This window comes from Pseudofrankia asymbiotica, assembly GCF_001983105.1.
GTDB lineage: Bacteria > Actinomycetota > Actinomycetes > Frankiales > Frankiaceae > Pseudofrankia > Pseudofrankia asymbiotica.
In genome coordinates this window covers 1-21,259 of sequence record NZ_MOMC01000102.1, presented here as the reverse complement: position 1 = coordinate 21,259, position 21,259 = coordinate 1, and the positions used below count along the sequence as shown (strand labels likewise).

At 69.7% G+C, this 21,259-nt stretch carries 22 protein-coding genes; 15 read left to right on the top strand and 7 right to left on the bottom strand.

The genetic code is table 11. From position 1 onward, the window contains the following. Positions 1–168 precede the first annotated feature (168 nt). From BL253_RS35810 to mobF, 3 genes are all read left to right on the top strand, one after another. The gene (locus BL253_RS35810) at positions 169–471 is read left to right on the top strand and encodes a hypothetical protein (RefSeq protein ID WP_241835439.1); all 303 of its coding nucleotides are present in this window, start codon (positions 169–171) and stop codon (positions 469–471) included. Further along, complete coding sequence (locus BL253_RS35805) at positions 468–863, top strand: hypothetical protein (protein ID WP_076822248.1); 396 nt, start codon at positions 468–470, stop codon at positions 861–863. The genes BL253_RS35810 and BL253_RS35805 overlap by 4 nt, the downstream gene beginning before the upstream one ends. A 580-nt stretch (positions 864–1,443) precedes the next feature. Further along, entirely contained in the window at positions 1,444–6,261 is a 4,818-nt protein-coding gene (gene mobF, locus BL253_RS35800; RefSeq protein ID WP_338013771.1) for a MobF family relaxase, read from the top strand. A gap of 36 nt (positions 6,262–6,297) precedes the next feature. On the opposite strand, the gene BL253_RS35795 is transcribed toward mobF, so the two are convergent. The 3 genes from BL253_RS35795 to BL253_RS35785 all read right to left on the bottom strand — a co-directional run bounded on the left by BL253_RS35795 (position 6,298) and on the right by BL253_RS35785 (position 8,090). Then, complete coding sequence (locus BL253_RS35795) at positions 6,298–6,735, bottom strand: helix-turn-helix domain-containing protein (protein WP_241835438.1); 438 nt, start codon at positions 6,733–6,735, stop codon at positions 6,298–6,300. Between the two features lie 65 nt (positions 6,736–6,800). Then, entirely contained in the window at positions 6,801–7,217 is a 417-nt protein-coding gene (locus BL253_RS35790; protein ID WP_076822244.1) for a hypothetical protein, read from the bottom strand. 108 nt (positions 7,218–7,325) lie between these two features. Continuing rightward, positions 7,326–8,090 (bottom strand): GntR family transcriptional regulator, encoded by a 765-nt coding sequence (locus BL253_RS35785; protein WP_076822242.1) that lies wholly within the window; start codon positions 8,088–8,090, stop codon positions 7,326–7,328. Positions 8,091–8,513: 423 nt separating this feature from the next. Between BL253_RS35785 and BL253_RS35780 the strand changes: the two genes are divergently transcribed. The 11 genes from BL253_RS35780 (at position 8,514) to BL253_RS35730 (ending at position 16,531) form a co-directional block, all read left to right on the top strand. Next, on the top strand, positions 8,514–9,752 hold the full coding sequence (locus BL253_RS35780) for a helix-turn-helix domain-containing protein (RefSeq protein ID WP_076822241.1): 1,239 nt from the start codon (positions 8,514–8,516) through the stop codon (positions 9,750–9,752). After that, a complete protein-coding gene (locus BL253_RS35775; protein WP_076822264.1) occupies positions 9,749–10,324 on the top strand; it encodes a flavoprotein in 576 nt (191 codons plus the stop codon). The genes BL253_RS35780 and BL253_RS35775 overlap by 4 nt, the downstream gene beginning before the upstream one ends. Positions 10,325–10,557: 233 nt before the next feature. Next, positions 10,558–11,232 carry a cytidylate kinase family protein gene (locus BL253_RS35770; RefSeq protein WP_076822239.1) on the top strand — a complete coding sequence of 225 codons (675 nt, stop codon included), beginning with the start codon at positions 10,558–10,560 and terminating at the stop codon, positions 11,230–11,232. Between the two features lie 58 nt (positions 11,233–11,290). Continuing rightward, positions 11,291–12,220, top strand: a complete 930-nt coding sequence (locus BL253_RS35765) for an amidohydrolase family protein (RefSeq protein ID WP_076822237.1) — start codon at positions 11,291–11,293, stop codon at positions 12,218–12,220. After that, the gene (locus BL253_RS35760; RefSeq protein WP_076822235.1) at positions 12,207–12,830 is read left to right on the top strand and encodes a P-loop NTPase family protein; all 624 of its coding nucleotides are present in this window, start codon (positions 12,207–12,209) and stop codon (positions 12,828–12,830) included. Before BL253_RS35765 ends, BL253_RS35760 begins: the two co-directional genes overlap by 14 nt. Then, positions 12,794–13,738, top strand: a complete 945-nt coding sequence (locus BL253_RS35755) for a hypothetical protein (RefSeq protein ID WP_241835437.1) — start codon at positions 12,794–12,796, stop codon at positions 13,736–13,738. Before BL253_RS35760 ends, BL253_RS35755 begins: the two co-directional genes overlap by 37 nt. 27 nt (positions 13,739–13,765) lie before the next feature. Next, positions 13,766–14,320 (top strand): non-canonical purine NTP pyrophosphatase, encoded by a 555-nt coding sequence (locus tag BL253_RS35750; RefSeq protein WP_076822231.1) that lies wholly within the window; start codon positions 13,766–13,768, stop codon positions 14,318–14,320. Between the two features lie 242 nt (positions 14,321–14,562). Continuing rightward, entirely contained in the window at positions 14,563–14,877 is a 315-nt protein-coding gene (locus tag BL253_RS35745; protein WP_076822262.1) for a 4a-hydroxytetrahydrobiopterin dehydratase, read from the top strand. Between the two features lie 102 nt (positions 14,878–14,979). Then, positions 14,980–15,330 (top strand): MazG nucleotide pyrophosphohydrolase domain-containing protein, encoded by a 351-nt coding sequence (locus tag BL253_RS35740; protein ID WP_081439030.1) that lies wholly within the window; start codon positions 14,980–14,982, stop codon positions 15,328–15,330. Further along, positions 15,293–15,961 carry a non-canonical purine NTP pyrophosphatase gene (locus tag BL253_RS35735; RefSeq protein ID WP_076822229.1) on the top strand — a complete coding sequence of 223 codons (669 nt, stop codon included), beginning with the start codon at positions 15,293–15,295 and terminating at the stop codon, positions 15,959–15,961. Before BL253_RS35740 ends, BL253_RS35735 begins: the two co-directional genes overlap by 38 nt. A gap of 237 nt (positions 15,962–16,198) precedes the next feature. Beyond that, positions 16,199–16,531, top strand: coding sequence for a hypothetical protein (locus BL253_RS35730; protein WP_131831663.1), 333 nt, complete (start codon positions 16,199–16,201; stop codon positions 16,529–16,531). 38 nt (positions 16,532–16,569) lie between these two features. Here BL253_RS35730 and BL253_RS35725 read toward each other — a convergent pair whose 3' ends face one another. The 3 genes from BL253_RS35725 to BL253_RS42610 form a co-directional block, all read right to left on the bottom strand. Continuing rightward, the gene (locus BL253_RS35725) at positions 16,570–16,986 is read right to left on the bottom strand and encodes an SRPBCC family protein (protein WP_076822259.1); all 417 of its coding nucleotides are present in this window, start codon (positions 16,984–16,986) and stop codon (positions 16,570–16,572) included. A gap of 228 nt (positions 16,987–17,214) precedes the next feature. Then, a complete protein-coding gene (locus BL253_RS35720) occupies positions 17,215–18,318 on the bottom strand; it encodes a coiled-coil domain-containing protein (protein ID WP_076822225.1) in 1,104 nt (367 codons plus the stop codon). Positions 18,319–18,487: 169 nt separating this feature from the next. Continuing rightward, complete coding sequence (locus tag BL253_RS42610) at positions 18,488–18,781, bottom strand: hypothetical protein (RefSeq protein ID WP_158230487.1); 294 nt, start codon at positions 18,779–18,781, stop codon at positions 18,488–18,490. Positions 18,782–18,989: 208 nt separating this feature from the next. Between BL253_RS42610 and BL253_RS35705 the strand changes: the two genes are divergently transcribed. After that, entirely contained in the window at positions 18,990–20,666 is a 1,677-nt protein-coding gene (locus BL253_RS35705; RefSeq protein ID WP_076822222.1) for a tyrosine-type recombinase/integrase, read from the top strand. 21 nt (positions 20,667–20,687) lie between these two features. Here BL253_RS35705 and BL253_RS35700 read toward each other — a convergent pair. Beyond that, positions 20,688–21,259: acyl-CoA dehydrogenase family protein (locus BL253_RS35700; protein WP_274535299.1), on the bottom strand; the 572-nt coding region annotated here is incomplete at its 5' end.

Genomic DNA, 21,259 nt, shown 5'->3' with positions numbered 1-21,259 from the left:
AGCCCGGTCGGCGGCAGGGCCCCTCTCCTGGAAGTACGGCACCCGCTACGTCAGCCGTCCGCGATCAACCTGGTACTGTATGACCCATCACGGATGGCTCCGTCACGTTCTCGGTGGCGGGCCGATCGTCGAGTTGTCGTCTGGTTGCGTCGGGGAGAGGGAGCGGCTGTGGCTACGATTGCGCTCGTGGCGCCGGAAGAGGAGCGTGCCAAAGCGCACGCGCTAGTCAGGGCCCTGTTCGGCCCGTCAGACGCGGCTGCCGACCGGTCGGTCGACGTGCTGGGCGCCCACGCCGCCGCGCTCGCCTGGATCCGCGAGGCGGTCGGCAGCTACCCGACACCACTGCCGATCGCCACCCGGCTCGAACAGGTTGCGGCCGACCTGCGCGCCCCCGGCGACGACCGGGACCCCGCCCTGACGCTCGGCCACGCCGCGCTCGACGCGCTCACGGCGTACCGCGCCGGATCATGACCGGCTACGTCCTCGACGACCTCGCGCTCACCGCCGGCCTCGGCGCCGCCAGCAGCGAACACCACCGCCGCGAGCTCTCCCGCCTGATCAGCGGCGCCATCGACGGCGGCCCCACACTGGACCTGCCCGCGCTCTGCCTCGCCGAGGCCAACACCGCCCGCTCGGCGATCGGCACCCACATCGCCGAACTGATCGCCCACGCCCCCGAAGGCAGCATCGCGATCGGCCCACTCGCCCGCACCAACCGCCTCGACGCGCTGCGCGACCTGAAACCCCGGCTGCCCTGGCCAGCCCTGCACGCCGCCGACCGCGCCGTCGGCACCGGCTCCTTCCTCGTCACCACCGACCCCCGCCGCTACGACGGCATCCCCACCGGCATCGTCACCCTCTGATGCGGGGACCGCTTCACGCTCCCCCTCGGAACCATGCGGGCGCCTTGTAGGCACACACGGCTCAGGCACGGACCAGGTCCCAGCGCGCCCTGCCTCGGCCGGCGGCGGGAGTGCTCCTGGGAACCGGTGGCGTAGCCACCGGTTCCATCTGTGCCCTGGTAGCGGGGTGGGCGGTTGCCAGGGAACAGTACGTCGGTTCGGCTTCCGGCGTCGGGCCGTCGATGTGACGAGCTGACCAGGACGCCCGGGCGTGCCACCGGCAAGGGCGCGGGTCAGCTAGGCAGTCCTTCCTGTAGCGATGCATGCCGAACTCGCCGCGGCGTTTCTGATGAGCGACGCCGTGCTTCCGGGATGTTCCCGCGCAACGTGCCTGCGACGGTCACAAGCTCGGTGGCCCGTGCAGAACCCGGGTGCTTGCCGCGGCCGGCGGGAGGGCCTTGGCGGTGTCAGGCGCGATGTTCGGCGTTTCCAAGCTGACGGTGATCGTTGCCCGTTCCCTGCTGGGTCGGGCCGGTGTCCGTCGGCGTTCGGAGCGTTCTGTGTCTTGCCGCCTTCTCCTCGACGCCTGCCYGCACCATTCGTGCCGTCGCTCCGATGCGGTTCGGGACCCGMGGTGATTGCGACGCCCCGAGTTCTGCGAAAGCGGATCCGGGTTCCCGGGGATCTCGGCAGGGCGGCTGGGGCTGTCGTCGCCTATGTACAGGGCGGCCAGGCGGCTGAGGCGCGGCTGGCGGGCTACTACAGCCCGGATCAGGCGCTGGGCCGGGCTCGGGGACGCTTGGCGGAGTTGGTGGGCCTGCGGGGCGAGGTGTCCGGTGAGGCGCTCGGCCGGCTCCTGCAGGGCAGGCATGCCGTGACGAATCGGCCGTTGCTGACCGGGCCTGATCCGGCCGCGCGAGCCAGGCGTGCGGATCTCGTCGACGGCGGGTCCGAAGTGTTGTCGGATTCTCCGGGCAGAGAAAGCAGCGCCGGATCCGGCAACGGCGATGATCTGCTGACGTTGGTCGAGGCCGCGGCGGAAGCCGGCGTGAGTGTGAGCCACCTGCGTTCGCTCGTCAGCCGTAGCTCCGAGGCCGGCACGGCTCCCGACCAAGCAGGCCGCGCCGGGGCCACTGCTACCGGGGAAACGCCGTCCGGGGCTGATCACGAGCGACCCGCGGACGACCTCGACCCGCGAGCGAGCGAGTGTCCCAAGGAAGCCGACAGCGGAGCAAGGTCGCCAAGCGTCGGTCAGCTGCCGGGCGTGCGCGGCGCGGACGGGCGTTGGCGGGTGCGGCGGGACGTGCTGGAGCGGTGGTGCGCAGCGCGGGTGCCGCCGGCGACGGTGCTCGGGTACGACGTGGTCTGCGCCGCGCCGAAATCCGTCTCGCTGCTGTGGGCGTTCGGCGACGAGGCATTGCGTGCAGATGTGGCCGCGGCGTTGAACGCGGCGGTCGACGCGACGATCGGCTACCTGGAGCGCCATGCCGCGTTCGGCATGGTTGGTGAGCGGAACCGGCGGGCGTTCGGCCTGGCGGTGGCGTCGTACCTGCACGACGTGTCGCGGGCGGTCGAGGCACATCTGCATGTCCACAACATTGTGATCAACGCGGTGGCTGTTCCCTCCGATCCGGCCGGGTCCGACGGCGAGCGGCCAGGTGCTGGCACCAGTCGGGCGGTGTCGGGTTGGGACTGGCGGGCGGTCGACGGTGAGGTGTTCCTCGCGAACGTTCGGACGGCCGGGTTTGTCGGCGCCGCGGTGCTTCGCCACGAGCTGTCAACGCGGCGCGGCCTCCAGTGGGGGCCGGTGCGTAACGGGGTGGCGGAGCTGGCCGAGTTTCCGGTCGATCTGTTGGCGGCGTTCTCGACGCGGCACCGGGAGGTCGAGGAGGAGTTCGCGCAGCTCGTGGCCGGCGGGTTGGAGCCGTCGGGAGCGACGAAGTCGGTAGCGCAGCGGGAGTCACGGGCGCCGAAGCAGGTGATCGCGGACGCCGCGGTCCGCACGCTCCAGGTCGAGAAGCTGACGGCTGCGGGGTGGAGCGTCGAGGAGGTCCGTGCGCTGGCAGCGCCTGGGATTGCCCGCCCAGAGCCGGTCGGCGACGCCGACGTAGCGGGGCTTTTCGATCTGCTCGCCGGGCGGGCGGGGATGACCGAGAAGGCGACGACGTTCGTGCGCCGCGATGTGGTGCGCCGGGTCGCCGAGTGGGGCGGGGATCGGTTGGATGCGGCGGCGGTGGAGCGGCTGACGGACCGGCTTCTCGCTGATCCGCGGGTCGCCGTGCTTGTCGATGCCGCGTCTGGGCAGCGTCGTCGCCAGGAAACCGAGCGGCTCTACACGGTTGAAGGGCTGCTCGCCGCGGAGGAGCGGCTCGTCGGGCTCGTCCGCGCCGGCCAGGTCGCGCTCGGCGCGGCCCCGCGCAGGCTCGTCGATCGACGGCAGCTCACCGCTCACCTTGCAGCGGTCAGCACGGCCTCCACAAGCGGCACGGTTGGGCGCCGAGTCGGCGTGGACGGCGCGCCCGGCCGCGCCGCAGCTCCAGGCTCCGCGGGCGCGGCAGCCCCCGTCGGCGCCGAGGCGCTCCTGTCGGGTGAGCAGGTGGAGCTAGTGCGCCGGTTATTGGTCGGTGAGGACTTGGTGCGCCTGGCGGTCGGTGCGGCGGGGACAGGGAAGACGGAGGCGATGCGGCTGTTGACCAACATCGTGCAGGCCGCGGGGCGGCGGGTCTTCGCGACCGCCCACGGCGGACGGCAGGCCGAGGAGCTGGCCGACCGGATCGGGATCCCCGCCCGGGTCGTGACGAGTTGGCTGGAGAAGCTCGGCCGGGTCGATGACCCGGCCACGGTCTGGCCGCCTGGTTCGGTGCTGATCGTCGATGAGGCAACCCAGGTCGGGACCCGCGACGCCGAACGGCTGCTCCACTTCGCCGCCCGGACGGGGACGGTCGTGATCCTGCTCGGAGATCCGGCGCAGCTCGGTTCGGTCGCTGCCGGCGGCTGGTTCGCGCACCTCGTGGCCCAGAGCGCCGACGTGCCGACGCTGACCACCGTGCGCCGGCAGGCCGGCGCGGAACTCACCGCGGTGCGAGCCGCGCTCGGCGCGCTACGCGCCGACACCGGGGTAGGTACCCGCGCCGCTCTTGAGCGGCTCGCTGCTGATGGCAAGATCCGTCTCGCCGAGGATCCGGACGCGCTGCTCGCGCAGGCGGTCGCCGACTGGTACGCCGAACGCTGCCAGCGTGACCGTGCCGACCGTGGCGCGGCCGTCGGCGCGAACGGCGCGGATTCGCCGACCGGTGTCAGAAACGGCGCGGTCGGCGGCGCGAACTCTGGCGGAGCCGCGCCGACGCATGACGCCAGCGCGACGGCGGCGCGACGACGCGGCCGGGCAGCCGGAGCGGCGGCGCGGATGATGGCCGAGCGGCACCGGGACGTCGAGATGCTCAACCGGGCGGCCCGGGCGCTGCTCGCCGCCGACGGCACACTCACCGGGCCGGTGCTCACCGCGACGGGGCGGGACTTCCAGGTCGGCGACGAGGTCGTGACTCTCACCCAGACCGGCCACACCCTGGTGCCCGAGGGCCGACCCGGGTCGGCGTACATCCGGACAGGGACGACCGGGACCGTCACCGCCGTCCACCTCGATCCGGATCACCCGGCAGCGCAGTCGGTCACGGTGTACTTCCCGAGCAAAGGCACGGTCCAGGTCCCATGGGAGTACCTGACGCACCAGTTCGCCGATGGCCGCGACGGGGGCCTCGCCCACGCCTACGCACTCACCGCCGCGAAGGCCCAGGGCGCCACGATGGACACCGCCCGCGCCATCGTCCCCGACGACACCAGCCGCGCCGGCCTCTACGTCATGCTCTCGCGCGCCCGCCGCGACCTCGCGGCGTACGTGCTGCGTCGCGACGACCTCGACGCTCGCGACGACGACGAGACCTGGCTACCCGCCGTGCCTGGCGCGGGCGGCGAGCCGCTCGACCGGCTTGCGGGCCGACTCGACCGGTCCGAGCAAGAGCGACTGGCCGGCGCGTGTGACCCGATCGCGGCCGCCGCGCACCAGCTATCCCGCGAGCGCACCCTCGCGGAGCTCACCGCCCTGCGCCTCGGCGCCTCGCCGGGCCATCATTCCGGCCGGCCGGAACCAGCGCCGACCGACATCGGCGCGACGTCCGGCGCGAACGGCGCGCGCAACGCGCCGAGCAACACCAGGCCGACCGCGCCAGTCGCGCCGTTCGCGCCGACGCGGGCCGCGCCGAACCCGCGATCCGCGCCGGACGCGCCGATGCCAGAAAGTCTGCCGACCACGCCCGGCTCGGCTGACGTTCCGCGCCAGGTGCTACTGCGCCGAGCGGAGCTGGGCGCAGTAGCCGCGCTACGCAGCGCCGCACTCGCGGACCCGCCCGCCGGCCTGCTCGCGCGGATCGGCCCCCGCCCGGAGGCCGGCCCGGACCAGGCCGTCTGGGAGGACGCCGTCGCCGGCCTCGCGATCTACCACGCTCGCCACCAGCCCGCCGGTCCGGCGCATCTGGCCGGCCCGCCACCCGGCAGCCATGCCGACGACCAGACACGCGATCCCTGGCTACGGCATCGCGCCCAGGCCACCCGGCTCGCCAGTAGTTGGGCTGCCGCCCTCCCCGCCGCGATCCGGGCTCGGTTCGCCGGCCCTGGCCAGTCGGTTCCCCGCGAACGCGCCGTCGCCGGGCTACACGCCCTCCTCGACATCGGTCATCCACCCACCGCGCTAGCCGACGCGCTCCGCGACGACTCCCTCGACGGGATCCGAGCCGCCGCAGCCGTCCTGGACAGGCGCGTCAGCGACCTCTGCCAGCAGGCGGGCATCGACCCGGCTCTCTACGACCTGCCCGCGCCGCGCACCGCCCAGGAGGAATGGAACGAGGTCACCGACCTGTTCGCCCTCGCCGAGACCAATCACCTGGCGACCAGGCCAACGAGGAGTCTCGCCACCGAGCGGCGAACCCTCGCCGAAACGCTCGCCGCGGCCGTCAGCGCCCAGGTGACGATCACTTCGGATGGCGTCCCCATCGTCATGCCGGACTCCCCCACGCCAGCGCGATTCGAGCAGGAGGCGCGGCTTACGCGGCTCGACGCGGCGCTCGACCGCCAGGTCGTCGACGCCGTAGCCCGTGCCAAGACCGAACCCGCCCACTACCTGACCGCACTCCTCGGCACCCGCCCCACCGGTCCGGACACCGAAGCCTGGGATCAGGCGGCCGGCCGGGTCGAACGCTACCGCCACCGCCTCGCCGGCCTGCCCTACGGCGCCCCCGCGACCCCGGGCGCGGCCGATCCTGAGCGCTACGCCCTCGGCGACCGGCCCGCCGACTCCACAGCCGCCGCCGACTACGACGAAGCCTGCGACGTCACGATCCTGCACGGCGGGCAGCTGACCATCTGACAAGCCCTCCGAGCCGCCGCCGGGCTGGCCGGCCAACTACGTGATCGGCCCGCGCTGGCTGAGATGTCGCGCGATCGTTTCGAGGTGCTGTTCGATGCGCAGCAGCACGGCGACGATCTCGCCAGACCGACCACACGTCGACGCTAGGAGGCCGCCGACCGAGAAGGGCTGCGATGATAGCGCGGGCTGGCCGAGCAGGACTTCAAGCAGGTGTTCGGCGGGCCAGTCGAGGGCAGTCGAGATCGCGACCAGGGTCGAGTCCTGGACGCGACGATTCCCGATGCCACGCTGCAGGACCCGTATGGTCGCGACCGAGATCCCGGACGCGGCGGCGAGCTGCTGCTGACTGATGCGCATTGTCGCCATCCGCACGGTGAGCGCCGCAGCGACCGCCGTCCAGTTCTCCTGCGGCGCCATGGAGTCCGGCGAGTCAGACGAGATCAGCAGGAGGAGTGCGAAAGCCTTCGCGCTCATGCGGCCTCCGCCGGCGTGATCGGGAGCTCGTTTCCTGCCTGGGCGGAGGTCGGGACGAGTAGCTCCTAGATGATCAGTCTGTCGATCTGCCCGTCGATCTCGACGCGGACATCGTGCTGAACCGTCGGTCGGGTTCGACGGGCCGGCGGACGCGCCGCGCACACCACACGCGCCACTTCGGCATCCGGGTGCTGCGCCGTCAGCAGTCCGCCGACGGCAAACGCCAGCGCGGTCGACGTCACGGGCACCCCCGCCGGCCAGACAACGATCGGTCCCGTCTGCGGACGGTCCACGGCGAACGCGAACGCGAGGCGTACGAGCCGTGACCGGTCCAGCCACACCACCGCTACCGGTCCGGGGTCGCTGCTATGCCAGGGTGGATGGGCCAGGAGAAGCGTGTCGGTCGTCGGCTGCGGCAGTTCAGGCAGCTCGACGGGTGTAGTGCCGAGGTCGGCAAGATCGATAGTCACCGTGAGAGCCACGGTTCCTCCCGAAGTCCGGGCGGACGGATCCCCGCCGGCGTCGGCCCCGTAGGGGGCCAGTCGAGCCGGACAGGTCGGGCGAACCGTACTACCTACCTAGCCTTGCTATCAAGGATGGATGGGCAGGTCGTACTCCAGCCGGTTGCGGTCACCCGCCATGACAAGGACGTCGACCTGCACCGGACGGTCGGCGCCGGAGCGCACGGTCCGCACGATCCGGAACACCGGGATGCCAGGGCCGAGTCGCAGGTCGCGGCGTTCGTCCGGCGTCGGCATCCGGGTGTAGACGATCTCGGAAGCGCGACGCGCCGGGTAGCCCAGCTCGGCGAGGAAAGCGGGCGCGCCGCGCGGGATCTTCCCTGACTGCGCGAGCCGGGTGCCGCGGGCGAGCGACGCCGGATAGTAGGTGTCGACCAACTCGACCGGGTCGCCATCGAGGAACAGCACCCGCCGTCGAACGACCACCGGCTCACCGTCGGGCAGGTCCAGACAGCCTGCGACCTCGCCCGGCGCCTCGATCTCGGCGACGAGCCGGATCTCCTGGGAACCGTCACGGCCGGCGCCGGCGGCCTGGGTGGTCCACGGATCCGGCTCGCCGGCCGCCGGCGCCTGCAGGTAGCGCGACGAGACCGCCCGCCACTCACGTGGCGCCCGCACAAACACCCCGCGACCCGTCGCGCTCTCGACCAGCCCCTCCGCCTTCAGAACGGTCACGGCACGCTGCGCCGTCGCCCCGGTCACGCCGAACCGCTCCGAGATCTCCCGCGTCGACGGCAACTGGTCGCCCGCGCCCAGCCGCCCCGACTCGATCTCCAGCCGCAGCGTCTCCGCGACCTGCAGGTACGGCGCCCGCCCATCCCCCGGATTCACCACGACTTCGGCCTCCCACCCGCACGACAGCCTTGCTAGCTCACTAACAAGGCTAACTCGGCGGAACTTCGATCATCGCGAGATGGCACGTTGCGACGGGATAGACCCGTCCGGTCGGGCCTCCTCATCGCGCGCTGATGTCTGCCCCGACGCCCACGTCACCCGCGATGTCCCGGACGATGCCCACCACGATGTCTCGGGCGGGGAACGCAGTTCCGCGATGTTCAGCGCGATGGCTGTGGCGATGACATGGACAGGTAGGCTGCGCCGCCCGTCATGATCTGCCCGCTCCTACGACGCGCCGTCCGGCCCGGACGTTGCTGAAGGCGACGGCCGCTGGTCGGTCGTGCGCCGTCGAACACGGCGACGATCTCCAGTGGCCGGCCGGCCGTAGCCGCCCAGAACAGGCGCGATTACGATGCGCCCATGAGGGGCGCCGGAGACCGGCTGACGATTGGTGAGCGGATTGCCTTCTACCGGCGTCGTCGGGGATTGACGCAGGCTGTCCTGGCRGGCCTTGTGGGCAGATCTGAGGATTGGCTCAGCAAGGTCGAACGTGGCGAGCGAGAGATTCGCCGCATCGACCTACTGGCCGAGCTGGCGAAAGCACTGCGCGTTTCGCTGGGCGATGTCCTGGGGCAGCCGGTGCTGGCAGAGGATGACGCGCAGGGCGATGACGTGCCGGCAATTCGTGACGTGCTCATGAATCCACGCCGCCTTTCGCGCGTTCTTTTCTCCACGACTTCGGTCTCGCCACACCTTGACCTTGAGCAGGTCAGGGGCCTGGTAGAGGCGGGCTGGGCCGACTACCAGCAGGGACGAGTTGGCCGGGTGGTCACGGCCCTGCCCGGGCTCATCGGCACCGCGCAGCATCTGGAGGACACGGCGGAGAACGCGGACGTTGACTTCGGGCATGGCGCGTGGTCCGTCTCGGCTCGGACGCACCACCTTGCCGCGACGACCTTGAGCAAGCTTGGTGAGGCTGATCTGAGTTGGATCGCCGCAGAGCGTGCGATGCAGGCCGCCGACCGGGCTGACGATCCGCTCGTGCTGGCGTCCGCGGCCCGGGCCGGCACCCATGCGCTGCTGACGTTGGGTCGCTTCGAGGATGCCGTCGTTCTCGGGAAGGCGGCGTCCGACTGGCTGGCGGCTCACCTGAATGACGACGACCCCGCTGCTTTGAGCCTGCACGGGATGCTTCATCTGCGCACCGCGGTCGCGGCCGCACGTCAGCAGGACCGCGCCACAGCGAGCGAGCTCATCGGTGTCGCTGACGACGCTGCCCAGCGCCTTGGCGGCGATGCGAACCACTGGCAGACGGGTTTCGGTCCGACCAACGTCGAGCTGCACAGACTGTCGGTGGCGCTCGACCTCGGTGACGTCGTGCTCGTCGTCGACCAGGGGCCGGCGGTCCGAGCGGAGAACCTGCCAGTCGAACGCCGGGTTTCGCATCGCATCGATGTGGCCAGGGCGCTGCACCTGGTCGCCCGTGACGAGGACGCACTCGCGACGCTGCTGTCCGCCGAAAGGGAAGCACCGTCGCTCGTGCGTCATAGCCCTGMGGTGCGGGAGACGGTGAAGGCGATGTCCCGGCGCGCTCCGGTGACCGGCGGCCGGTCGTCCGCGCTGTTCGCGTTCGCGGAGCGGTGCAGGGCCGTACGGTGAGCGACGGTGTCGTCGGCCTTGTCGTGTCGGCGGCCGGTGGCGCCGAGTTGGTGCGCTCACAGCTTGTGGAGCCGTTGATGGCGAAGGGCTGGTCTGTGGCGGTCACGGCGACGCCGACGGCTATGACGTGGTTGGAAGAGGAAGGAGAGGTGGCACGTCTTGAAGCGGTGACCGGCTGGCCGGTCCGGTCCGCGCCTCGGCTTCCTCGCATGGTGAGCCCGCATCCGCAGGTCGACTGCTATGCGGTGGTGCCCGCGTCCGCGAACACCGTGGCCAAGATCGCGCTCGGGCTCGCCGACAACCAGGCGCTGACGCAGGTATGCGAAGCCGTTGGCGGACAGCAGATTCCCGTCGTGATCTTTCCGCGAGTGAACGCTGCGCACGCCGGGCAGCCGGCCTGGGAGAGCCACCTCGCCGCGCTCCGCCGGGCGGGGGTGCGCCTCGTCTACGGCGAGGACGTCTGGCCATTGCACGGCCCTCGAAGCGCTCCAGGCCGGGAGCTGCCGTGGGCCGACATTCTGCGCATGATCGACGAAGCCACGTCGGAAGCGGTCAGCCGCCGGCACGCGTAATCGAACCCGGACATGGTGTCCGGGTTCTCCACTGCTTTTCGGTGTCTTCTCTCCTCGTTGCCGTTTGGGTGCAGCACCCAAACCAGAGCCGAGGCAGGTGAGACACCGTTGGCTGCCACGTCCGGCCCCGCTGATTTCCGGCGAGTTCCCGAGCGACAACGCGTCCGCAACACAGCCACGCATCCCGAGATCCCAACCGCACGTCAGGCCTGCCGGGGACACGGCCGTCGCCCATGAACGAGGACCTCACGTCCAACATCGCCTTTGCCGGGCTGACCGCCGCGGGCAAGACGACGCACGCGAGGCGACTCGCCGCCGAGCTGGGCTACGAGTACGTCTCGGCGACGGACATCCTGCTGGGCCTTCTCGGCATACGAGATCCCTCCGAAGAGGTATGGCGGACACGCCTTGAGGAGATCCAYGCCGCCCGGGAAGACGGCTCGGTAGACGCCGAACTCGAGGAACGCCTCGTCTCGCTGAGTCGCGCCCGGCGGCGAACCGTGTTCGACACCTGGGCGTTGGCCTGGATCGGCGACGGCCCCCTGGTCCGCATCTGGATCGAGTCCGACCTCGAGTCACGAGCCCGGAAGTGCCAGGTATCGCTCGGCGCCGCCCGGCCGAGTCTTCCGAACTGCCGAGCCCTGCTGGGCTCAAAGGACACCTTCAACCGCGAGGTCTTCCGGGCGCGGCACGGCTTCGACCTCTTCATCGACCGCGACCGCTACGACGCAGTCCTCGACAACAGCCATCTGATACCCCAGGCCACCGCCGCCACGGCGCACGCCGGAATTGACGCGTTCGCCCCGATCGTGCACGCAGCCGCGATCTCCCTCATGACGTCGGACCGCCCGGCCGCACACGCGCTGCTCAGGAGCAATCCGCGCGAGGTCCAGCGCCTGTCCGTATGAACCAGCTCCGAGCCGGCGGCAGATAGCCGGCCGGCGCGATCCGGGAGTAGGAACACCTGTGTACAGCCTGCTTCACTGCCACTTCGAGTCCGCGCTCCGAGCGCTCGACCTCGCCAGACCGGAGAGGGTGCACCACCTGCGAGCGCTGTACCGAACCCCCGGATATCTGGGGTCGTCGCCGGCCGAACGCCTCACGCTGCTGTGGCGTACGGTCCTGAGCCTGACCGAGGACGACGAGGAGATCTTCGCCGAGAGCACCTTCCACCTGGTCGTCCAACGTCTCCTGGCGGAGATGCGCGCGTCGCAGGTCGAGCACGCCGATCTACGCATCGGGCCGTCCACAGGCCGGTGGCGGTGGATGCGCAGCGCCGCCGACGGCATCGACATCTTCCGCAAGGAACTCGCCGGATCCCACGATCTGTCGATCGCGTTCCTCGCCGGTATCAACATGACCAAACCCGCCGACGAACTGGACGCCCTGTTCGACCTGCTCCTGACCGACGGCGAACTGACAGCCCGCCTCGCCGGAGTCGACGTCAACTTCCTCGCCGCCGACCTACCAAAGTTCAACCGTTACCTGACCGCGCTGCAGGCCCTCCAGACCGCCGGGCTCAAGGTCAACATCCACCTGGGCGAGCTTTTCGGCAACGAGATCTCCCACCACGTGCTGTCCCAGATCACTCCCGACCGCATCGGCCACGGCGTCCTGCTCCTCCACGACCAGTACCTAGTCGAGATGATCAAAGAGCGCGACGTCTGCCTCGACATGTGCCCGACCAGCAACACCCTGCTGGGCGTCACCGACTGGACCCACCACAGCCCCGCGAGCCGCGCGCTCCAGCTCGGCATACCCGTGTCCATCAACACCGACGACCCGGTCCTGTTCCGCACCGACATCGACCGCGAGATCCACCGAGCCGGCCTGACCGACGGCCAGCGGGACATGGTCGTCGCCTGCGCCAAGAGGTACCGGTATGGCACCTCGTAGCGTCACCGTGCACGTCCTGTACGGCATCCCCTKCGTCGGCAAGTCCACCACGGCCGTCGCCTTCGCCTACCACCACAACATCAGAACCGTCGTCCACACCGACTACCTCAGGGAAGTCCAGCGGCACTACGTCGCCCCCGTCCAGCTCCCCGTCCTTGCGAAAGTGACCCACAGTGCGTGGGAGCTCCACGGACCCTGCACGCGCGACAACGTGCTGGCGGGGTTCACCGACCACGTCGCCGCGGTCGCCCCGGCGATCAAGACCGTCGTCGCGAAGCTCGTCGACGACGGCTTCGACGCCGTGATCGAGGGCGCACACTTCGACGCCGGTCTTGTACGCGAACTCCAGGTCACTAACGGGGACGCCGACATCCAGCCGACGCTCCTCGCCGTGACCGACGTCGATGAGATCCGCCAACGGATCCGCCACAAGGGCCAGGAACGCGCAGGCGGAGTCGGGCGCGCGGAATGGACCGAGAACCTCGCCACCATGCTCACCATCCAGGAACACCTCATCTCCGACGCCCACGCCCACGGAATCCAAGTGACGACCGCCGAGGAATGGAGGACCATGTGGCGCCAACTGACGGTCGCCGACTGCTCGACTTAGACCACGTCGTACTCGCCGACGGTCGCATCTACCGCGTCCTCGGCAACCTGGACAGCCGAACTCATTTCTTCGGCTACAATGTCTACTCGCCTGAGGCCGGAGGCGATCGTTCCTACCAGGGAAGGAGGTACCGCAAGAATTTCATCGAGGACGAACGGCTCCCCGCCGACGTCCTCGATACCTACGGACTCATACCGATCGCCGACATCGTCGAGCACCACCAACCGGTACCGTCGGCGCTCGCCACCGCGCGGCACTTCCGCCCCAAGATCTGGACCGACCTCTACGACGAACTCGTCGAGGCCGCCGGAGCCGAGTCCGTCGGCATTTTCGGCTCCTCGATGTTCGGGCTCCACCTCGCAGCAGACGGCACGGTGCGCAAGGACGTCGACTTCGTCGTCGAGGGCCTCGGCCACGTCGACGCCCTCCGCCAGGCACTCCCCAGAATCCGCGAACGCCTCGGGTTCACCACCGTCACACCAGGGCGGCAACTCCAGCAGTACGCGCGATACCAAAAAGTGTTCCGAAACGACAAAAATTCGATCATGCCGATCATCGAGCGCCGATGGACCGGCTTACAGCTCGCCGACGACGTCGTAACCACGATCCGACTACGGGAACCGAGCTACAGGACCGCGCTCGAACTAGTCACCCGCCAGCCCGATCGGCGTGACATTGTCATTGAAGGCGAGGTCATCGCCGCCGACGGCAGCAATCTATTCCCTCGCATCTTCACCCTCGACACATCCGCCGGGCGCCTCGACGTCTACATACTCTGGTGGAAGTTCTCCACACCGGTACGGGCCGGCGACAGGGTGACCCTCCGCGGTAGCATCGTCCGACTCCGGCGCGCGGACGCTGTACGCCTCACCGACTTCTCCCAGCACTGGCTCCACATCAAGACCTGACCATCAACTCCCCGAAGGAATTAACAGATGATCGAGCGTATCTCACTGATCACAGGAAACGAAGGAAAAGCAGCCGAATACTCCACCCTGCTGGGCATCGATGTACGGGCCGTCAAGGAAGACCTGATCGAGATCCAGTCCCTCGACGTCGCCGCGGTCGTCGAGCGGAAGGTCGCCGACGCCTACGCCAAGCTCGGCGGCCCGGTGCTGGTCGACGACACCGGCCTGACGGTGAACGCCTGGAACGGTCTGCCTGGCGCGCTCGTCGCCTGGTTCCTCGACTCCGTCGGCACCCAGGGCATCCTCGACATGACCGCCAACCTGACCGACCGCGCCGCCAGCGTCACGACCGCCCTCGGCTACGCCGACGCCAACGGCATCCGCGTAGTCACCGGAACCCTCCGCGGCACCCTGGCCACCGAACAGCGCGGCACCAACGGCTTCGGCTACGACGAGATCTTTGTACCAGCGGGCGGAGTCCTGACCTTCGCGCAGATGTCCGCCGAGCAGAAGAACCTCATCTCTCACCGCCGGCGCGCGGTCGACGCCCTACGCGCAGAGCTCGGAATCTCCGGTTCCTGAGGACGCACAGAGCGTCTCGCGACTTCGGCGGCCGTGCCACCGGCGACACCCTGCTCGCCACCGCCGACATCTCACCGATCGCCTCGAAGACGACCTGCCCTGGGTCATGCCAATCGCCGCCGAGGCTGAATCGGCTCGGCTTCGACGGGAACTCAACGCCCTCTGTCGTGYATGCGGCCGTGGAAGGATGCCCGTGTCGCCACCGACCTCGCTGAGGTCCTCGCCGCAACGGAGGCGTGACCATGTCCGACGTGTCTGTCCCGCTCACCGACGACGAGATAAGCATCCAACTTGCCGACCACCCCGGCTGGACCCGGACCGGCAACGAGATTGCCCGCGCCTTCCGGCTCCGCTACCACGGCTCCGTCGCGCTGATCGTCCACGTCGCCGACGTCGAACGTCTCATCGGCCACCACGCCGACATCGATCTCCGCTGGGACACCATCCGCTTCGCCATCACCACCCACGACGCCGGCCACCGCCTCACCGCCGCCGACTTCGACCTGGCCACCCGCATCGACGCCATCGCGACCGCTCACGGCGCCGCACCCATCTAGCTCGACAGAACGCCCTGAGGCCCGACAGCTCCGAGTCCAAGCCAATAGGCCGACGGCGTCCACGCGGGCTACGCCGAGGGCCCAACAGACAAAAGGACGCCCGTGCAGCCACTCGCCGACGACGCCAGCCTCGCCGATCTGCAGCGCTACGTCATCACGATGGAAACCGAACGAGGCTTCACCGGCCAATCCGTCTACGAGCAGACCTGGCGCCTGATGGAGGAGGCGGGTGAACTCGCCCGGGCCGTCCGTAAGAACAAGGGGCAACGCGCCCTGACAGGCGAGCTGATCGGCAGTATCGACGAGGAACTCGCCGACACCCTCATCTTCGCCTGCTCCATCGCCAACCGCCTCGGCATCGACCTCAGCGACGCCATCCGCGCGAAGGAGGCCCTCAACGAGACCCGTAGCTGGCCTGGCACCGGACCATCCGTCGGAGGAACGATCAGATGATCAGACATGTCTCGTTGATCACGGTAACCAAGGAAAGGCTGCCGAGTACGYCGTCCTCCTGGGCATCGAGGTACAAGCCGTCAAGCAGGACCTGATCGAGATCCAGTCCCTCGACGTCGCGGCCGTCGTCGAGCGGAAGGCCGCCGATGCCTACGCCAAGGTGTACGACCCGGTTCTCGTCGACGACACCGGCCTGACGTTAAGCGCCTGGAACGGCCTGCCCAGCGCGCTCGTCGCCTGGTTACTCGACTCCGTCGGCACCCAGGGCATCCTCGACATGACCGCCAACCTGACCGACCGCGCCGCGACCGTCACCACCGCCGTCCGCTACGCCGACTCGAACGGCATCCAGGTCGTGACTGGAACGCTCCAGGGCACGCTGGCCACCGAACAGCGCGGCGCCAACGGCTTCGGCTACGACGAGATCTTCATCCCGGCCGGCGGGAACCTGACCTTCACCGAGATGCCCAGCGAGCAGAAAAGCCTCGTCTCCCACCGCCGACTCGCAGTCGACGCCCTGCGCACAGAGCCCGAACTGGCCACAGCGGCGACGCCAACGTCGTCCGCACCAACTCCGAAGCCGGCAATGCCTGCGTCGATGGTGCCGCCGGTTTCCGCTCCGGGGACATGACCCACTCCTCTGGCGAGGCTCACCGAGCCGCTCAGCGGACCTCCGCTAGGGTGTGCCGGTTGGGATCACTACTCGGGAATAGAGGCAATGGTCCGGCCTGGCTTTCGTGCGCCCGACCGCTACCCGCCACCGTCCGTCCCGGCGAGGCGGTCACTGTGGCACCGTCTCCTACCATTGTGGATCGCCCTGATCATCCTGCCCTTGGGTCTCGCCTTCTACGCGGTCGTCTCCTTCGGTGTGAGCGTCGCCGACGACCTGCACACGCAGATCTACGGTGGTTCGGACAGTCTCGGAGATGTCCGCGTCACGGGCTGCATCGTCGACGAGGAAGGCAACATCAGCGGAACCGTGGCGGTGACGAACCGCACGGATCAAGCTGCGGCCTTCACCGTGGTGGTCGCGTTCACCGGGCCCGACGGCGTCCAGGTCGCGACCGGCTCGACCTTCATGCCCCGCCTCGACCCGGGTCAGACCGCGAGGAAGCAGGTGGTCAGCTTCGCGTCGAGTATGGCCAGCATGTCGGTGGTGGACTGCCAGGTGCTGTCCGCGCAACGGACCACAGTGCCGTAACCGACACCGGCGCCATGCTGAAGTTCGAGCGGCCCCGTTCAGTGGTTCTCGAGGAACGCCTTGAACCGCTTCAGGTCGGCCTTGACCCGCCACTCATCCGCGCCGATCGCCGAACCCACCTTCTCGGCGACACCCGCAGGCTGCCAGTCCAGCCGGATCGTCACCCGGGTCTCGTCGGCGTCGAGCCGGTGGAAAGTCACCGCGCCGGCGTGGAGGGGCCCCTCCGTGCTCCTCCAGACGACCCTCTCGTCCAGCAGTTGCTCGGTGATGATCGCATCGAACGCACGATGCCGAACCCCCGCCGTGATGTGCCAGCGCAGGTGGGTGTCGTCCAACTGCTCCACGGACTCCACCCCCTGCATGAAACGAGGCAGGGACTCGAACTGAGTCCATTGGCGGTAAGCGGCACGAACCGGTACGGCTACGTCGATCGACTCCACCACTGTGCGGGCCATCAACTCACCCTCCCAGCGCTCACGCGACCACCACAACCTGCCCGCCCCGCCATCGACAACACCGGCAGCTATCGATCGACCAGGTGACGMGAGGTGGGACCCGACCGCATGCCAGGCGCCGGCCAGCAAGGTGAATTTCGGTGATGCCGTGCAGGGTGACTGGCACGATGTGCTCGGCGGTGAGCGGCTGCGTCCACCTCGTCAGCGGGCGACCTACACCGCAGTCCGTCAAGAGGTCTGCTCGGCTGCCGTCTCCTCGGTTGGTGCCTCGGCGCGCTGGAGACATGCAGCGAGGCTGGCCAACGCGTCATCGCGCGCGTGCTCGGCGGCCTGGCGGGCGGCGTCTGCTCGGGCCGCGCGGTCGATAGCGTCACGGGCTTCGGCGCGGGTCGTGCCGAGGAGAGCGATGGCCTGGTCGGCTCGGGCCTGCTGGGCGGCAGCGGTTTCACGCGCGGCGGCGAGGAGCTGCTCGGTGGTGGCGGCACGTAGCTGCGCAAGTTCGGCGGTCTGACGGGCCGCGGCCTCGTCTTCCCTGACCGTGAGGAGTTGACGGTCGGCGTCGATCCGTGCCCGATGCGCCTTGTCCCGGCCTGCCTCGGCGGCCGTGACGCGTTTTTCCATCCGATCGAGGTCGGTTCGGAGGTGCGCGAGCTCGGTCTCGACGATCTCCGCTCGGTGGACGGCCGCTTCTGCCGTGCGCTGAGCCTGATCGCGGTTGGCGAGCGCGGCGTCCCGGTCGGCGGTAGCGAGCTGCGCGCGGCGGATCGCCTCGGCGGCGCGCTCGTCAGAAGCCTCCGCGCGTCGGGCCTGCTGGGCGGCCTTCTCGGTCGCGGCCACAGCTTCCTCCCGGGCCTTTACGGTATCCGCGCGGACACGTCCGAGTTCGGCCTGCATCTCGGCTGCGGCGTCCTCGGCGGTGAGCCGGGCCTGCTGCTCGGCGGCCATAGCGACCTCGGCGTCCGCGACCGTCTTGAGCGCCTCGGCGCGCACAGCGGCAAGTTCCGCAGCGACCGTTTCCGGATCAGTCGCGGTCCCCAATAGCGCCCGCGCCGCGCCGGCCGCCGCCTCGAACTCGGCTAGCAGTTCCGCGAGCCGGTCGACCGTGACCCGCAGCGACGCACCCGCGAGACTCGCCGGCCGATCGGCCTGCCCGGCGGGCTCGGCCGGGGCAGCGCCCGCGGGCTTGCGCGACCGGCGGGCACGGAACGCGGTCTGAGCCGTGTGATCCTCCCGCACGCAGTACCGCGGCGCCGGCCCGCCCGTCGCCGGCGGCGCCGCGGCCGGTTCTTCACATCCCGGGTAGGCGCAAACCGCCCGGCTCGCATCGATCATTCGTTCGTTCATTCGTCGATGATATGTACGGACATCGCCGGACGCGCCGAGTTATCCACAGTCGCCCCTACACCGGGTTCGATCCGCCGGGCACGGGACCGCCGCTGTCCCTCTCGTGGCATCACGTCGTTCTGGGGCATCAGCGTGCGGAAGCCCGACCTTCCGGCTGTCATCGCCGGTGGCATCGCTCGTGCCCTCCCGATGCCTCGCCGACAGGGATGCATTCGCCGATGGCCTGCTTCTGCACGCCAGCGTTCGTGTGAGTCCTCGGCAACGAGGTGATCGTGGCGGTGACGTCGGCGATGGGCCGAGTGGCGCTGATGCGGTGCGCGATGACGTCCAGGGTGCCCAATGCGATGGTCGTGATTCGGAACGTGCGTTTCCATGACCACGATCCGGCCAAGCGCAGGCGGTGGCAGCGGCCGGCCTGCGAGGACGCCACGACCTGATCGACCGCCGACACGCAACGATCAGCGAGTTCTGCTCACCCTCGACCAAGTCCTCGCCGAGCTCGGCGGTCCCGGCGCGCCGCTGCCCCGATCGACCTGGCGTGACTGGCAGGCCAAAGGCATCGGACCAAAGGTCATCAAGCTGCCCAACGGCCAGATCCGAGTGGCGCGCGACGATCTGAACGCCTGGCTGGACCGACTGACCCGCGACCCGGGTGCCCTATGAACCGCGACCCGGCCGGGACGAACCCCAGCGACGAGGAGCGCCGGACGACATTCGACGTCCGAGTCTGGTCGCTCCGCGAGGTCCGCCAGAAGAAGGGCACGAGCTGGCAGGTCCGTTGGCAGGTCGCCGGCCGGCCCAGCGCGAACACCCGCAACTTCGCGTCGAAGCTCGCCGCGGACTCGCGCCGAGCCGAGATCCTGACCGCCGTGCGCAAGGGCGAAGCGTTTGACGTCGAGTCTGGCCTGCCGCTAAGCGAGTGGCGCGCCCTGCCGCGACCAGTGCCGGTGCCGCCTCAGGTGCGGACGTGGCTCGCCGTGGCGCGTGACTTCGCCGACGCGAAATGGGCTGAACATCAGGCCCCGGGCACCCGACGCACGATCGCGACCACGCTTAGCATCGTCACCCCCGCGCTGTTCGACGAACAACCACCGGCCCCGCTCGCTGAGCTGGTCCGTGAAGCCCTCGTCGGCTGGGTGTTCCTCACCGGGAAACGCACGACGCTGGGACTGGATGGCCGATTCGCCGAGAACGAACCGCCGGCCCATTGGGCGGACGTGCTCGCCTGGATGGAAGCGCACAGCCGTCCCATCGCCGACCTCGCCAACGCCGACGTCGTACGAGCCGCCCTGCGAGCCCTGTCTCATCGGCAGGACGGGAAACAGGCCGCACCGAACACGATCAGCTCCCGGCGCATGTACTTCAGCCAGGCGCTCACCTTCGCAGTCACCCGCGGCGATCTCCCGACCCATCCACTGCCGGCCGTCCAGTGGACCGCGCCACGCAAGATCGTTGTTGTCGGCCGGCGGGTCGTTGTCGACTACTCCCGGGCGCTGCGGCTGCTCGCCGCGGTCGACGAGATCCGCCCCGACCTTCGGGCGTGGTTCGCCTGTATGTACTACGCGGCGACCAGGCCTGGCGAGACCAACGAATTCAACATCAACCAACTGGTCCTTCCCGAGACCGGCTGGGGGGAGGCCGCACTCGAGCGCAACAATCCCGAGATCTCCCCGCACTGGTCCGACGAACCCGACAAGCCTCGCCAGGCCCGCCAACTCAAGCACCGTGAGAAGGGCGAAGTCCGACCGGTCCCGCTCCACCCCAACCTGGTCGCCCTGCTACGCCGCCACATCGACGAATTCGGCACCACACCCGACGGCCGAATCTTCCGATCGACGACCGGCGGCCCCGTCAGGATGTCGACCTACCTCACCGTCTGGCGCAGTGCCCGCCAGCAGGCGCTCACCCCGGCCGAAGCCGCATCGCCGCTTGCTCGCCGGCCCTACGACCTCCGCCACGCCGCGGTGTCCCGCTGGCTGAACGCCGGCGTGCCACCCACCCAGGTCGCCGAATGGGCCGGCCACAGCGTCCGCGTACTCCTCACCGTCTACGCCAAGTGCATCGTCGGCGAGGAACAGCGCGCCCTCCGCCTCATCGACGCCTCCTTCGCCGCCGAACAGCAAGACATCCAGCCGCAGGACGCCCCCGCAGCCACGCCCACAACAAGCCCTCGCCCCGCAGCCACGCTCAGCGACGACGCCGCAGACCATGATCGAGTCCACGCCGAGTCCACAGACACCCGGTCACAGCCGCCTTCAGCCGGCTATGACCGGACACCCAGCGTCACCGAGACCGCTCCGTCCGCCGAGCTTCCGGACGGCGATTTCGGCCTCTGACCAGGGCGAACGCGCCGCCCATCAGCCCTTCAGCAGCTGCCGCGACATCACTACCCGCTGTATCTGATTGGTGCCCTCGTAGATCTGGGTGATTTTGGCGTCGCGCATCATGCGTTCGACGGGGAAGTCGCGGGTGTAGCCGGCGCCGCCGAAGAGCTGGACGGCGTCGGTGGTGACCGACATGGCGACGTCGGAGGCGTAGCACTTCGCGGCGGCGGTGATGAAGCCGAGGTYCGGCTCGCCGCGCTCGGCGCGGGCGGCGGCGACGTAGACCAGGTGTCTGGCCGCTTCCACCTTCATCGCCATGTCGGCGAGCATGAACTGGACGGCTTGGTTGTCGGCGATCGGCCGGCCGAACTGCTTGCGCTCCTTGGTGTAGGCGATCGACGCGTCCAGCGCCCCCTGCGCGATGCCGACCGCCTGCGCGCCGATCGTCGGGCGGGTGTGGTCGAGGGTGCGCAGGGCGGTGCGCAGGCCGGTGCCGGGGGCGCCGATGATCCGGTCGCCGGGGATCCGGCAGTCGACGAGGTGGATCTCGCGGGTCGGGGAGCCCTTGATCCCGAGCTTGCGTTCCTTGGAGCCGACCTCGAAGC